A 14677-nucleotide genomic window follows, 5' to 3' on the forward strand; every position below is an offset into this window, starting at 1 on the left:
TGCGTTTATCTTTAAATTTATCAAATTTTAGGTAGCATTTTTGAAAAATAAACGACTTTAAAAGGCTAAAAATGACCGTCGATCTTCACAACCACACACCTCTTTGCAACCACGCAGTTGGCGAACCGCTAGAATTTGTGAGATGCGCCATAAAAGCTGGCACAAGATACTTTGGCTTTAGCGATCACGCACCGATGAACTACGATGAAGCTTATAGGATGAAATTTGAAGAGATGCAAAGCTATGAAGACGAAATTTTACGTTTAAGAGAGGAATTTAGCGGTGAGATAGAAATTTTACTTGGCTACGAGATGGACTTTTTAGATGGCTTTATGGACGAGCGAGTTTTTGCTAGAAAGGTTGATTATCTAATAGGCTCTGTGCATTTTTTTAACGGCTGGGCGTTTGACAACCCTGAATTTATCGGAGGCTACGAGTGCAAAGACTTGGATCAAATTTGGCAAGAGTATTTTGACCACATAGAAAGATCAGCCAAACTTGGTAAATTTGACATCATGGGGCACATCGATCTTTTAAAACTCTTTAAATTTTTACCTAAAAAAGATGTCAGGATCCTAGCCAAAAACGCGATAAAAGCGATAAAAGAGGCAAATTTGGTAGTTGAGATAAACGCAGCTGGCTTTAGAAAGCCTATCGGCGAGCAATATCCAAGCATAAATTTACTAGAGCTTATCGCTGAAAATGACATAACCATCACCTTTGGCTCAGACGCTCACGCAAAAGAAGATATCGGCAAAAACGGCGAAATTTGCGAGCAGATAGCTAGAAATTTAGGATATTCAAAGTGTGCGATATTTAAAAATAGAGATAGAGAATTAGTAAAATTTTAGTTTGGGGTCAAATAAAATATAAAGATAATCTTAAATATAAAATTTTGTGATACAATACGAAAATTAAAAACCAGAAGGAGATAAAAAATGGGAAAATTTGTCCAAAACATCGATCATTTTTTTGATTTTTGCAAAGAAAATGAAGTTAAATTTGTAGATTTTAGATTTACCGATCTAAACGGCGCTTGGCACAGCATAAGCTACAACATAAAAGCTGTTACAAAAGAGAATTTCACAAACGGCATCCCGATGGACGCTAGCTCGATGAACGGCTGGCAGCCTATCGACAAGAGCGATATGATAATGAAGCCAGAAGCGACATCTGCGTTTTTGGACCCATTTACCTCTGACATCACAGTCGTTGTTTTTTGCGATATCTACGATATCTACAAAGGTCAAATTTATGAAAAATGTCCTCGCTCGATCGCAAAAAGAGCGATGCAATATGTAAAAGATAGCGGACTTGGCGACGAGGCGTATTTTGGCCCTGAGAATGAATTTTTTGTATTTGACAACGTCAAAATCATCGACAGCCCAAACTGCGCGATGTATCAAGTAGATAGCGAAGAAGGCGAGTGGAACGACGCTGCGGACTTCAAAGATAGCTACAACACAGGTCACCGCCCACGCAGAAAAGGCGGCTACTTGATGACTCAGCCAATCGACAGCATGGTCGATCTAAGAGCTGAAATGATGCAGGTTTTAGAGCAAGTTGGACTTGAAGTATTTTTAGGACACCACGAAGTCGCTCAAGGTCAAGGCGAGATCGGCGTGAAATTTGGCAACTTAGTCGAGGCTGCTGACAACGTTCAAATTTACAAATACGTCGTTCGCATGGTCGCTCACCTAAACGGCAAGACAGTTACATTTATGCCAAAACCACTTTATGGCGACAACGGCAGCGGCATGCACGTGCATCAATCAGTCTGGAAAGATGGCAAAAATTTATTCTACAAAGAGGGCAACTACGCAAATTTAAGTGACTTTGCAAGATACTACATCGGCGGCGTTTTAAAACACGCAAGAAGCGTTGCAGCCTTCACAAACCCAAGCACAAACAGCTACAAACGCCTAATCCCAGGCTTTGAAGCGCCATCTATCCTCACCTACTCAAGCCAAAACCGCTCAGCAAGCATCCGCATACCTTACGGCGCTGGCGAGAAGTCAGTTAGAGCTGAGATGAGATTCCCTGATAGCACAGCAAACCCTTATCTAGCCTTCTCAGCGATGCTAATGGCGGGCCTTGATGGCGTTAAACACAAATACGAGCCAGTTGGCCCGATGGATGAAAATTTATTTAAACTTCACCTTGATGAGATCAGAGAACGCGGCATCGAGCAGCTCCCACATACACTTCGTGGCAGCCTTGAAGCGCTTATCCGCGATAATGAATACCTAAAACCGATAATGAGCGATCTTTTCATCGACACTTATCAACACATGAAATTTGAAACTCAGGTTTGGCCTTACGAAGCGCGCCCAACCGCTTATGAGTTTAAGACTTGCTTCTCTTGCTAAAACGCAATCTCCAAGCTTTTTTGGGCTTGGGGATTTTTTTAAATATAAAGTCTATATAGTTAAATTTTGGTCTAAATTTGGCTTTACGCACAAGAATAAATTTTAAATTTAATAAGCCCAAACTCATGCAAATTTAGATCTTTAAACTCATATCCAAAAAGCCATGACGGATAAATTTAAGACCTCAAGCTTAAAACATAAAAACAAAAACACCTATCTAAATTTTGGCTACTTTTGTTTAGAATTTTTGTCCAAAAGGATAAATTTAAAAATTAACAAGTCATAGCCATTGTAAATTTACTTTCATAGTTTTGGGATTTTGCTTAGCAAAATGGTTATAACAGATAAATTTAGGCTTTAAATTTAAGTATCAAAACAAAACAACAAGCTAAATTTTGACTAATTTTATTTAGAAATTTTGCTTTAGAAAGGTTAAATTTAATAAGCCTAAGTTCATGCAAATTTAGAAATTTAAGTTTATATCCAAAAAACCGCATCGGATAAATTTTAAACTTCAAATTTGAAATATAAAATCCTACAGTGATTAAAAATAGAATTAAATTTTATTTTGCAAACAAGGGTTAAATTTGCCATAGTTTTAAATTTATCGCCTCATTAAAAGTTCAAATTTAACAAGCCCTAGCTCTTTTAAATTTGCAATATAAATTTAGGATTTCATTTAGCCAATATTGCCGCCGCAGATAAATTTATTAAAAAGCTAAATTTGACCACTTTTATTTAAAAATTTAAGCCAAAAAGTCAAATTTAAAGCGCTAAATCAAGCAAATTTACAAAAGAGCCAAATTCCTAGCTATTTTGCACTTCAGGCTGTCCAAAGAGCCTATTTGCCTCTTTTATCACGCCCTCTTCTCTTTGCTTTTTAAGCTCCTCTGGGCTCTTGCTCTGACTTAGCGACATCAGCTCTTTTGCAAAGTCATTTTGCGGCTGAGATAGCGCATTTACACTAGTTTCAGGCGCTACCTCGGGCTTGCTTACTGGCTCATCTTTTTGCTCGTCTTGCTGTCTAGCCTTTATCTTAGCGATCTCCTCATCAAGGTAGCTATATTTATCCTGTGGCTCTTGTGGCGGAGTTTCTGGCTCAGGCTTTGCGGCTGAAATTTGCGTCTTAGCATTTACGATCTTTATTTTTTTACCAAAAATTGTATGTAAAATTTCATGCATTACGCCCCAGCTTTTTTTGAAAAATACCAGCTCATCGCCAGTTGCATTGACGACTAAACCAAGCTCATTTTCATTTAAAAAACTAAAACTTATATGATTTTTAAAAATTTCTCCAAGCTCAAAGCTTCTATCATAAATTTTTGCCACAAACTGCTCGTAGGGCGACTTTGGCGCTTCTTTTAGGGCTAAGATTTGCTCACTCACGCCAGCTTTTGGCTCTATAACCATGCTAGGCTCGCTCTTAGCAAGCTTTATAGCTTCATCGATATCTTGTAAATTTAGCGCCTCTATCATCATAAAAAGCATAAGCATCAGCACAAAGCCATTGTCGCTTGATACGCTTAACATCGACTTTGCCTGCGCCAAAATCCTGAAAAATCTCTCATATATAAGAAGTGAAAATTTCGGGTCGTTGTCTAAAAATCTCTGCTTTAAATTTGCCAAAATTTCATCTATGATCATCTCTGGCTCATAGGTCTCAAGCTCGGTTACTAGCACTCTTATGGCGTTTTTATCGGCATTTGCGACGCGCTCGATGATCTGCTCGATCCTACTTGGATCAAGAAGTCCGAGCATCGCTGCCACGCTTGATTTTGTGATATTGCCAGCGCCATAAATAATAGCTTGATCAAGCAGGGTTAGCGTATCTCTTAGCGAGCCGCCGCCGCTTCTAGCTAGTATCTCAAGCGCCTCCCTCTCGTAGCTCACGCCCTCTTTGCTAAGGATAAATTCAAGGTGTTTTACGATCTCATATCTGCTTATCTGCTTAAATCTAAAATGCTGCGTCCTTGAAAGCACCGTTGTTGGCAGCTTCAAAGGGTCAGTCGTCGCTAGGATAAATTTAACATAGCTTGGTGGCTCTTCAAGCGTCTTTAAGAGCGCATTAAACGCCTCTTTTGTTAGCATATGCACTTCATCGATGATAAAAATTTTATATCTAGCAGCCGTCGGAGCGTATTTTGTCTGCTCGATGAGCTCTCTTATGTCGTCGATCTTTCTGTGGCTGGCTGCGTCCATCTCGATGATGTCCATGTGGCGCGACTCATTTGCCATCACGCACTGCGCGCAGACCTCACAAGGCCTAGAAGTTGGCCCTTTCTCGCAGACCAAAGCCTTTGCAAATATCCTAGCACTCGATGTCTTGCCGCTTCCCCTAAGGCCTGAAAATAAATAGGCATGGCTCACTCTATTTTCATCAAGTGCGTGGGTTAGGCTCTTGCTTACGGCTTCTTGTCCGATGAGCTCGTCAAAATTTTTTGGTCGATATTTTAGGGCTAGTGCTTGCAACTGCTTTCCTTTTTGCAATTTTAATTTGCTGATTTTATAAAAAAAGGCATAAATTTATGGTTATGATAAAGTTAAATTTTGCTAAATTTAAGCAAAACTTTAGCGAGAAGGATAAATTTGCAAGCATTTATATCTGGATTTTTCACCTCTTTATCGCTCATTTTAGCCATTGGCACGCAAAACGCATTTGTGCTAAAACAGGGCATCAAAAGAGAAAATATCTTTATCATCTGTCTTATTTGCGCTATTAGCGATGCTGCCTTGATCTTTGCAGGAGTTTTTGGACTTGCTAGCCTCGTGCAAAATTTTTCTATCATCAAGCAAATCGCCCTATATGGTGGCTTTTTATTTTTACTATTTTACGCGCTAAAGAGCTTTCACACGTGCTTTTTTAAGGACCTTAGCATGGATACCAGCGGTGAAAATTCCAGATCAAATTTAAAGAAAAATATCCTTTTAACGCTCGCTTTTACCTGGCTAAACCCTCACGTCTATCTTGATACGATGATCCTAATAGGCTCAGTTTCTACTAAATTTAAAGATGAAAATTTGATATTTGGCGTGGGAGCTAGTCTTGCCTCGTTTTGTTTTTTCTTCTCACTTGGCTATCTGGCTAGGTTTTTAGCGCCCATTTTTGCAAGGCCCATCTCTTGGAAAATTTTAGAGTTTTTTGTCGGCCTCATCATGCTCGCCCTTGCCTTCATGCTCCTTTTTGCTAGCTTCTAGCCTCTTTTTTAGTGCCTCTTTTTTGCGAAGTTCGAGTGCGTAGGCTTCATTTAGCGCGTCTTCGCCATCTAAATTTGCTCCGTCTAAAAATTTGCGGTAGTCTTCAAACTGCCTATTTTTTATCCCCCAAAGCACGCCAAAAAGCAGGGCCGCCCCCATCAAAACCGAGATAAAAACAAGCATCGCAAGAGTCGTTGTATCCACTATTTGTCCTTAAATTTTCTAACTATAAAAAGCGAGTTTAGTATGACGCTTAGCGAGCTTGCCGACATGAAAAGCGCGGCAAATAGCGGCATGACGTAGCCACACACGGCAAATGGCAGGCTAAGTGCGTTATAAAGCAGGCAAAAGAGTAAATTTTGCTTTATCGTTTTGTATGTAAATTTTGAAATTTTCACCGCTTTTGCTAGGCTTTGCAGGCTATCATCAAGCAGCACAACGTCGCTTTTTTCTAAGCTCACCGCCGCGCCACTTCCCATGCAAATGGCCACGTGGGCAAGGCTTAGCGCTGCTGCGTCATTTATACCGTCTCCCACCATCAGCACGTTTTTGCCCTGCTGTTTGAGACCAGCTATAAATTTAGCCTTCTCATCAGGCAGCATCCCTGCCCTAAACTCACTCACGCCAAGCTCATCTGCCACGTTTTTTACCACATTTTGCACGTCGCCACTTAGGATGCACACCTTCATGCCAGCGCTCTTTAGCTCGTCTATCAAAGCCTTTGCTTCGGGCTTTACGCTATCTTTTAGGTAAAATTTAGCCACCAGCTCGCCCTGCTTGCCAACAAAAAAGCTCACATTTTCTTCGCTCTCATCAAATTTGACCCCATTTTCAGCCAAAAAGCGCCTACTTCCAGCCACAAAACGCTCACCCATAATATCAGCGCTAACTCCCTTTGCCACGCTTAAATTTGCATTTTCAAGCTCAACTTTTTTTGCACCTTTTTGCTTTAAAAACTCGGCCACCGCCACGCTTATTTGGTGGTTTGAGATGAGGCAAAGCGAGTAAATTTTATCGACACTCACGCCATCTTTTATAAAAAACTCGCCAACTTCAAATTTGGCCTTTGTAAGCGTCCCAGTCTTGTCAAAGACCGCCACATCGCACTTTGCAAGGCTTTCAAAAAATTTAGCCTCCTTAAAAAGCACCTTGTTTTTAAAGGCAACCCCAAGGGCACAAACGCTGCTAACTGGCGTGGCAAGGGCAAGCGCACAAGGGCAAGCGATGACGATGACGCTCACGGCTGTCACTACCGCTTCTGAAAAGCTAAATTTAAAATACCAAAACCAAAATGTAAAAAACGCTAGAGTAAGCACGCTAAGAGAGAATTTCGAGGCGATTTTATTGACTGCTAGCTCGATATTTGGCTTCTTTAGCTCTGCGTTTTGGAGTAAATTTATAAGCTTATTAAGATACGAGTTTTTAAAAATTTGTCTTGCTTCATAGACGATCTGCCCATTTAAACAAACGACGCCGCTTTTGACCTCACTGCTAGAGCCTAACAAAAGTGGTAAGCTTTCGCCTGTTAAGCTTGAGCTATCGATGCTTGCCTCGCCACTAAGAACCACACCATCAAGTAGCGCCCTCTCGCCAGCTCTTAGCACGATCTTTTCGCCTAAATTTACATCCTTTGGCTCTTTTAAAATATCCTTGCCATCCTCTAAAACACATACTTTTGCAAGCAACATATCGCTTAAGAAATTTGAAGTCTCAAGTGCCTTTTTCTTGCCTAAAATTTCTAAAAATTTACCGATAAAAACAAAGGTTATGATCATCGCTACCGAGTCAAAATAACTCTCGCCACTTCTTGTAAGCATCGCAAATATCGAGTAGATATAGGTTATGCTAGCTCCAGTGATAACGAGCAGGTCCATATTTGGCGAGGCGTTTTTGATAGCGATTTTTGCCCCTTTGAAAAACTCGCTGCCGGTGTAGAAAAGCACAGGCGTTGCCAGCACAAACTGCGCGAAGCTTAGCAGGTCCTTCACGTCGCTTCTGATACCGCTAAAGTAGCCACCATACTGCGCGATCGCCAGCCACATGATATTCATCGTGGCAAAGACGCCAACAAGCGCTTTTGCGTAGAAATTTCGCCTTTTTTTGACTAGTTCGTCCTCTTTTTGGCTCGCTGCGTAGGCCTTTGGAGTGTAGCCAACGGCGTAAATTTTCTCAATTATTTGCTCTACCAAAAGCTCTTGCTCATCGTAAACGATGACTGCTTTTTGGCTAAGCGAGTTGATATTTACCTCCAAGATACCAGGCAGGCTAAAAAGCGCCTTTTCAAGCAGCCAAATGCACGCTGAGCAGGTGATACCGTCAATGAGAAGTGAAATTTTAGAAAACTCGCCCTCTTTTGTCACTAGCTCGCTAAAATTTGCCGCTAAATTTTTGACATTTGCGCCGTTTTTTGCAGGCATTAGCGTGTTTTTGCCAAGCCTCTCATAAAACTCGCCAAGGCCACTTTCATTTAAAATTTCATAGACACCTTTGCAGCCAGCGCAACAAAACTTGAGCCCGCCTTTAGCCTCTATCATCGCGCTTTCATCAAAGCTTTGCTTGCAGTGAGAGCACCTACACTTCACGGACGCTTCTTTTTAAGCTGGTCTAAATAGCCATATATCGTGATCTTTGAGACGTTTAGCTTGGCTGCCACGACCTCGATAGCGCCCTTTATATTAAAAATGCCCTTTTCGTTCATAAAGCCCACGAGCTCTAGCTTTTGCTCTTTTTTAAGCTTTTTGCCCTCGTTTTTGGCGATGATCTTGTCGATCAAATTTAAAACTATCTGCATCACATCGTCGTTTTGCTCGCTTTTTGGCTCATTTTCGCTCGTTTTTAAGAAATTCCCAGCCATTTCAAAAAGGCTCTTTGCCACGCTAGCATCGACATTTACGCATATCGCTCCTATGATCTCGCCGTGCTCGTCTCTGATAAAGGCAGTTGAAGACTTCACTAGCTTTTCATCCTTGGTAAAAAAGTAGTTCGCCACATAGTCGTCTTTGAAATTCTTGCTGTTTAAGACCTCGCTTACAAGGTGGTCAAAACTTTGTCCGACCTTTCTGCCAGTGACGTCGCCAGCTACATAGACGACTGAGCGCTGCGGGTGAGAGAAATCGTGCAGGACGACTTCGCAGGCAAATGGCGAGCTTTTTTGTATGAGATTTGCCGTTGGGATAAATGCCTTTAATATATGGTGCATAAGGCGCCTTTTGTTTTTGTTTAAGTTTAGCCAAAATATTTTTAAAATTTCGATAAGAAAAATATAATTTTTTATGAAAATTTGTGAAATTTAAGTGAAAATAATAAATTTTTATCTATAATTTTTTAAATTTTTAAGGAGAAAATATGAAAATCTACGAAACAGAAATTTCAAAAAAGAAAAAGGCTCACTACTCTTTGGCGACCGAGCATAACGGCATCCTCTACATCTCAGGCCAGCTTAGTATGGACCCAGAGACTAGGCAGATCCCAGAGGGACTAAAGGCGCAAACAAGGCAGGCTTTAAAAAACCTTGATAACGTGCTAAAGCTAGCAAATGCGACAAGAAATGACATCTTGATGTGCCGCGTCTATACGCCAGATATCGACTTTTGGGACGAGATAGATGACGAGTATGCGCTATTTTTTGGCGATCATAAGCCAGCTCGCGTAGTAGTGCCGACAAACAAACTTCACTTTGGCTGCCTGCTAGAGATCGAAGCTACAGCCATACTTGATAGAAAACTTTAAAAAGCTTTAAAGGAGCGAAAATGCCTAAATTTATCTGCTCAAAGTGCGGCAAGAGCGTTAGTTTTGAGACGCCTATATTTGCGTGCGAGTGCGGTGGGCTTTATGATCTGGAGTTTAAGCCGGCCAAATTTGATCTAAATTTGATCGACCAGCGCGAGTTTAGCCTATTTAGATACAAAGAGTTTTTCCCTATTAAAAACGAGCTTTGGCGCGACATCAGCCTTGGCGAAGGGCTAACAAAGAGCGTGAAATTTGATGACTCGCTCTATCTTAAAATGGACTACGCGATGCCAACGCTCTCTTTTAAAGATAGGGGTGCGGTGATGCTTATTTGGTTTTGTAAAACTCATGGCATTAAAAAGATCTTGCAAGATAGCAGCGGAAACGCTGGAAACTCGGTCGCTGCATACGCGGCTAGAGCTGGCATAGAGTGTGAAATTTACGTCCCAAAAGGCACGAGCGAGAAAAAGATAAAGATGCTTGAGTACTACGGCGCAAAGGCGGTTGTCTTTGACGGCACGCGAGACGAGACGGCAGATGCTTGTAGAAAAAGGGCAAAAGATGAGGGAATTTTTTATGCAAACCACGTATTTAACCCGCTTTTTTACCAAGGCACTAAAACATATATATATGAAATTTACGAGCAGCTTGGCTTTGTCCCGGAAAATCTCTTTTTGCCAGTTGGCAACGGCACCTTGCTACTTGGCTGCGAGATCGCGCTAAATGAGCTATATGAAGCAGGAGTGATCAAAAAACTACCTAAAATTTTCATCGTTCAAAGCGAAAAGTGCGCACCATTTTTATGGGCAACAGGCGAGCCACGTGCGATCAAGCCAGAGCCAACTTTGGCTGAGGGCATAGCTATCGCAAAACCTGCTCGTGGCGCTGAGATATTAGCTAGCAGTTACGCAGGCGAACGCGAAGTGATCACGATAAAAGAAGAGGATATTGAGCCAGCTAGAAATTTCCTAGCAAGCCGCGGCTTTTACGTCGAGCACACCACAGCAGCGATCTACGCGGCATACACAAGCTACGCAAAATCACACAAGTTAGAGGGCAGAAGCATCATCTCGATGTGCGGTGCTGGACTAAAGAGCGAGCACTGATTTAAATTTGCAGGTCATTTTGCCTGCAAATTTGCCTACTTTAGCGACTTTGGTTGTGGCATTTCTTGACAACAAAGTTTTATTTTTATAAAATGCCAAAACTTTCAAAAAACTTTTGAAGCCCAGAATTCTGCAATCTTATCCCCGCATTTAAAGAGGAAAAATGGAAAACAACAACCAAACCGAGCAAAGTGCTGCTCAAAACACAAAAACTACAAAAAAACATCAAGCATCAAGAACCCACGTACCAGTCGATGGACACAAGATCGAAGAGCTAAGAACGCTTAGCTTAGATGAGCTAGTGCAGATCGCAAATGGCGTTGGCGTCGAAAATCCACGCGAATTTCGCAGACAGGATTTGATATTTGAGATACTAAAAACCCAGACAAAACAAGGCGGCTTTATACTATTTACTGGAATTTTAGAGATCACAAACGAGGGCTACGGCTTTTTAAGGGCTGTTGATGCAAATTTAAGCGACAGCTCAAACGACGCTTATGTTTCAAACTCGCAGATCCGCAAATTTGCACTTCGTGTGGGCGACATCATCACCGGCCAAGTAAGAGAGCCAAAAGATCAAGAAAAATACTACGCCCTTTTAAAGATCGAAGCGGTAAATTACATGCCTCTAGCAGATGCAAAAGAGAGACCACTTTTTGACAACCTAACCCCACTTTTCCCAACTGAAAAGCTAAATTTAGAATATGATCCGATGAAACTAACGGGCCGTGTGCTTGACCTTTTCACGCCTATTGGCAAGGGTCAGCGTGGTCTCATCGTCGCGCCTCCAAGAAGTGGTAAAACTGAGCTTATGAAAGAGCTAGCTCACGGCATCGCCAAAAACCACCCAGAAGCCCAGCTAATGGTGCTTCTAGTCGATGAAAGACCAGAAGAGGTTACCGATATGCAGCGCTGCGTAAAAGGCGAGGTATTTAGCTCGACATTTGACCTGCCAGCGCTTAACCACGTCCGCGTAGCAGAGCTAGTCATCGAAAAGGCAAAACGTCTAGTTGAGATGGGCAAAGACGTCATCATCTTGCTTGATAGCATAACCCGTCTGGCACGCGCCTACAACACAGTGACCCCACCAAGCGGCAAGGTGCTAACAGGCGGTGTGGATGCAAACGCACTTCACAAGCCAAAACGCTTCTTTGGCGCAGCTAGAAACATCGAGCACGGCGGCTCACTAACCATCATAGCAACAGCACTTATAGACACTGGCTCACGCATGGATGAAGTGATATTTGAAGAGTTTAAAGGCACTGGAAACAGCGAGATCGTGCTTGACCGCAACATCTCAGACCGCAGAATTTACCCAGCTATCAACGTGCTAAAATCAGGCACCAGAAAAGAAGAGCTACTTCAAAAACCTGATGAGCTTCAAAAAATTTGGGCTATTCGCTCTGCGATCGCGACAATGGACGATGTCGAAGCGCTTAAATTCTTATACGCAAAAATGCTAAAAACAAAAGATAACAAAGAGCTCCTCTCTATCCTAAACGAGTAAATTTAACTGAGCTTAAAGCACTTGCTTTGAGCTCAAATTTATTCACTTAAAATATCTAGCCAAAAATATCTTATAAATTTTAAATTTTCAAGCACTTGCAGTTATAAGAAAGATTACGATTATTTACTAAATTTTTCTATGTCTTGATTGATTAAATTTTCATATTCGCAAAGCTCGTTGCAAGTCTTTTTACTCTGCTCGATAAGCTCGTCAAATTTAAATCCAAGCATCACGATACGATAAAGGTTGGGCTTGTGTTTTCGCCAGTTGTAAAGCGTTGCGACATCAACGTCTAAATGATAAGCCATATCACGTTTTGTCATCTTAGCCACTTTACACTCCTTTTTTTGAGTGATTTTATAAATTTTATTCTGATAAAAAAACAATTGAATTATTTTATGTTTTTTATTAATTTAATTGAATATTTAAACTTTATTTAATATAAGAAAATTTAAAATAGCCACGTAACATTTTTTAAATAAGGAGTAAAAATGAAAAATGTAGTTTTAAAAGTTGCTTTAGGTTTAAGCCTAGCTAGTGCCGTCGCTTTAGCGCAAGGAGCGTTTGTGGGAGTTGAAGGAGATTATTCTTTTAATTCGAATTTAACAGCAAAAGGCGACAATGGCAAATCAAAAGCTAAAAAAGCGCAACCAGGTCTTGGCATAAAAGCTGGTTATGACTTTGATGTGGCTAGAGTTTATGGTGCTTACATTTATGATTTTAAAGTTAAGAAAACAGCAAATGACGAAGATAAAAGCGTAGCTGAATGGAAAACTCATAAATTTATAGTTGGAGCTGACTATACTCCAAGCGTAGCAAAAGATCTAAAACTAGTTCTTGGCGGTTACACTGGTTTTTCAAAGCTTAAACTAAGGGGTGGCGATGCTGAAAATCCGATGGAAAGTGCTAGCACAAACGGCTGGATACTTGGTGCAAAAGTTGGTGCCGAATACTCTATCAACGAAAACAATGCAGTTGAGTTTGGTCTAAAAGCTGATAGAACTGACTATGGCAAGATTAGTAAATTTGATATGATTGATGCCAAAGAGACAAACATCGGTCTTTATATGGGATATACATATAAATTTTAATCACTCACAAGCTCAAATTTCAAAGCAAATTTGAGCTTTTAACTAACTGCCCTACTTTAAAAATAAACTATAAATTTACCAGTTTTTCTAAATTTTCGCCGTCTAAACGGTAGGTTCTCCACTCAAGAGATTGGTTTTTAGCGCCCATGCTCTCATAAAATTTAATGCTTGGTTCATTCCAGTTTAGACAGCACCACTCAAGCCTTTTTAAATTTTCATCCTTGCAAATTTGAGCTAGAAATTTAAAAAATGCCTTGCCGATGCCTTGATTTCTAAACTCCTTTTTGACGTAGATGTCCTCAAGATAGATCCCACCAAGCCCTAAAAACGTAGAAAACGTGTAAAAATAGATAGCATAGCCAATAGCCCTACCCTCACTCTCGCAGATAAGGGCTTTTGCGTGATTTTTATTAAAGATGGAGTCTGCAAAAATTTCATTTGTAAAAGTGACTTGATCACTCATCTTTTCATAGCTCGCAAGCTCCCTTACAAGCTCGCAGATCACGTCTATATCAGCTCTCGTTGCTTTTCTTATTTGAAATTTCATTAGTTATCACCAAAGAGTGCTTTTAGATCCTTGACCATTTCGCCATTTTCGCCACTGCTGCTAGTTTTTGAGCCAAGCTCGTTTAGCTCGATCTCATAGCCAGTTAGCATGCTTGCAAGGCGGATATTTATGCCATTTTTGCCGATCGCCTTACTCTTTTGCTCGCTCGCAAGTGTCACGATCGCCTTGTTTTCTTCGATCTTTACAGATGTGATGATCGCAGGTGCCATAGCGCGAGCTACCAAGATCGCTGGCTCAGTGGTGTATTCGATCGCATCGATGCTCTCACCATGAAGCTCTTTGCTTACGGCATTTATCCTAACGCCCTTTGTACCGACCGTTGCGCCGACTGGATCGATGTTTGGAGTGGTTGAGATGAGCGCTACTTTTGCCCTTTCACCAGGGATCCTCGCACTTCCTTGAATGATGATACCGCCGTCTTTTATCTCAGGCACTTCTGAAGTTAGCAGCGCTTCAAGAAATTTAGGTGAAGTTCTTGAAAGTTCGACCTTTATGCCTAAATTTTTATCTGTAAAAACTTTTCTAATGACCGCTTTTACCACATCGCCTACTTTAAATTTCTCGCCTTTTATGCGGTTTTTACGTGGCAATATAGCACGAAGCTCATCTATCTCGATAAAGGTGTTTTCGTCGTTATCAACCCTAACAACCGGACCAAAGACCATGTGACCGCTCATCTCATTATATTTTTGTAAAATTTTCTCTTCAACTAGGCGTTGGATGTGATACTCAAGCTCTTTGTGAAGCGTTTGGGCTGCGGTTCTGCCAAGGTTATCAAGGCTTAGCTCGTAAGTGAGCTCATCTCCGATCTCTACGCCACTATCTATCTTTTTAGCCTCTTTTAAGCTTAAAAAGTGCTCATTGTCTTCAGCAAGCCTCTCATCGTCGTTTGCTACGATTGAAATTTTTTGATAAAGCTTTAAATTTTTATTTGCATCGATGCTTACATCATATTCATAATTTTCGCCATAAACCCTTTTAGCAGTGTTTATCAAAGCCCTTATGACACGCTCTTTTACATCTTCTATCTCTAAATTTTTCTCATTTGCAATTGATTCGATGATATCTGAAATTCTTTCCATTTTTTCTCCATTGTGACGATAAATTTCGGG

At 40.9% G+C, this 14677-nt stretch carries 14 protein-coding genes; 7 read left to right on the forward strand and 7 right to left on the reverse strand.

Going from position 1 to position 14677, the window contains the following annotated elements; all coding sequences use genetic code 11:
* Positions 1-71: 71 nt before the first annotated feature.
* Positions 72-851 carry a histidinol-phosphatase gene (locus F3G76_RS01980; RefSeq protein ID WP_149705769.1) on the forward strand — a complete coding sequence of 260 codons (780 nt, stop codon included), beginning with the start codon at positions 72-74 and terminating at the stop codon, positions 849-851.
* Positions 852-938: 87 nt separating this feature from the next.
* The gene (glnA, locus tag F3G76_RS01985; protein WP_103570159.1) at positions 939-2369 is read left to right on the forward strand and encodes a type I glutamate--ammonia ligase; all 1431 of its coding nucleotides are present in this window, start codon (positions 939-941) and stop codon (positions 2367-2369) included.
* An 807-nt stretch (positions 2370-3176) separates the two neighbouring features.
* Here glnA and F3G76_RS01990 read toward each other — a convergent pair.
* Complete coding sequence (locus F3G76_RS01990) at positions 3177-4838, reverse strand: DNA polymerase III subunit gamma/tau (protein WP_149705770.1); 1662 nt, start codon at positions 4836-4838, stop codon at positions 3177-3179.
* A 117-nt stretch (positions 4839-4955) separates the two neighbouring features.
* On the opposite strand from F3G76_RS01990, the gene F3G76_RS01995 reads away from it, so the two are divergent.
* Positions 4956-5564, forward strand: coding sequence for a LysE/ArgO family amino acid transporter (locus F3G76_RS01995; protein ID WP_223227393.1), 609 nt, complete (start codon positions 4956-4958; stop codon positions 5562-5564).
* Here the strand turns inward: F3G76_RS01995 and ccoS are convergent.
* Genes ccoS through F3G76_RS02010 form a run of 3 tightly spaced genes read right to left on the reverse strand, consistent with a single transcriptional unit; the run spans position 5499 to position 8763 of the window.
* Complete coding sequence (gene ccoS, locus F3G76_RS02000; RefSeq protein WP_103640143.1) at positions 5499-5768, reverse strand: cbb3-type cytochrome oxidase assembly protein CcoS; 270 nt, start codon at positions 5766-5768, stop codon at positions 5499-5501. The two genes, F3G76_RS01995 and ccoS, sit on opposite strands and share 66 nt — an antisense overlap.
* The gene (locus F3G76_RS02005) at positions 5768-8146 is read right to left on the reverse strand and encodes a heavy metal translocating P-type ATPase (RefSeq protein WP_149705772.1); all 2379 of its coding nucleotides are present in this window, start codon (positions 8144-8146) and stop codon (positions 5768-5770) included. The genes ccoS and F3G76_RS02005 overlap by 1 nt, the downstream gene beginning before the upstream one ends.
* Complete coding sequence (locus F3G76_RS02010) at positions 8143-8763, reverse strand: helix-turn-helix transcriptional regulator (RefSeq protein ID WP_149705773.1); 621 nt, start codon at positions 8761-8763, stop codon at positions 8143-8145. Before F3G76_RS02010 ends, F3G76_RS02005 begins: the two co-directional genes overlap by 4 nt.
* A gap of 146 nt (positions 8764-8909) precedes the next feature.
* Here F3G76_RS02010 and F3G76_RS02015 point away from each other — a divergent pair, with 146 nt between their 5' ends.
* The 3 genes from F3G76_RS02015 to rho all read left to right on the forward strand — a co-directional run bounded on the left by F3G76_RS02015 (position 8910) and on the right by rho (position 11906).
* Positions 8910-9293: a RidA family protein gene (locus F3G76_RS02015; RefSeq protein ID WP_103558502.1), complete on the forward strand. Its 384-nt coding sequence runs from the start codon at positions 8910-8912 to the stop codon at positions 9291-9293.
* A gap of 20 nt (positions 9294-9313) precedes the next feature.
* Complete coding sequence (locus F3G76_RS02020; protein ID WP_149705774.1) at positions 9314-10399, forward strand: pyridoxal-phosphate dependent enzyme; 1086 nt, start codon at positions 9314-9316, stop codon at positions 10397-10399.
* A 163-nt stretch (positions 10400-10562) separates the two neighbouring features.
* Complete coding sequence (gene rho / locus F3G76_RS02025) at positions 10563-11906, forward strand: transcription termination factor Rho (protein WP_002941811.1); 1344 nt, start codon at positions 10563-10565, stop codon at positions 11904-11906.
* A gap of 119 nt (positions 11907-12025) precedes the next feature.
* Here rho and F3G76_RS02030 read toward each other — a convergent pair whose 3' ends face one another.
* Positions 12026-12238, reverse strand: coding sequence for a transcriptional regulator (locus F3G76_RS02030; protein ID WP_002941953.1), 213 nt, complete (start codon positions 12236-12238; stop codon positions 12026-12028).
* 159 nt (positions 12239-12397) lie between these two features.
* Between F3G76_RS02030 and F3G76_RS02035 the strand changes: the two genes are divergently transcribed.
* Entirely contained in the window at positions 12398-12997 is a 600-nt protein-coding gene (locus F3G76_RS02035; protein ID WP_149705775.1) for an outer membrane beta-barrel protein, read from the forward strand.
* Between the two features lie 67 nt (positions 12998-13064).
* Here F3G76_RS02035 and F3G76_RS02040 read toward each other — a convergent pair whose 3' ends face one another.
* Together F3G76_RS02040 and nusA are read right to left on the reverse strand one after the other, a co-directional pair.
* Positions 13065-13544 (reverse strand): GNAT family N-acetyltransferase, encoded by a 480-nt coding sequence (locus F3G76_RS02040; RefSeq protein WP_149705776.1) that lies wholly within the window; start codon positions 13542-13544, stop codon positions 13065-13067.
* Entirely contained in the window at positions 13544-14647 is a 1104-nt protein-coding gene (gene nusA, locus F3G76_RS02045; RefSeq protein ID WP_012139939.1) for a transcription termination factor NusA, read from the reverse strand. The genes F3G76_RS02040 and nusA overlap by 1 nt, the downstream gene beginning before the upstream one ends.
* Positions 14648-14677: the final 30 nt, after the last annotated feature.

Source organism: Campylobacter concisus (assembly GCF_902460575.1).
In the GTDB taxonomy this organism is placed as follows: domain Bacteria; phylum Campylobacterota; class Campylobacteria; order Campylobacterales; family Campylobacteraceae; genus Campylobacter_A; species Campylobacter_A concisus_AW.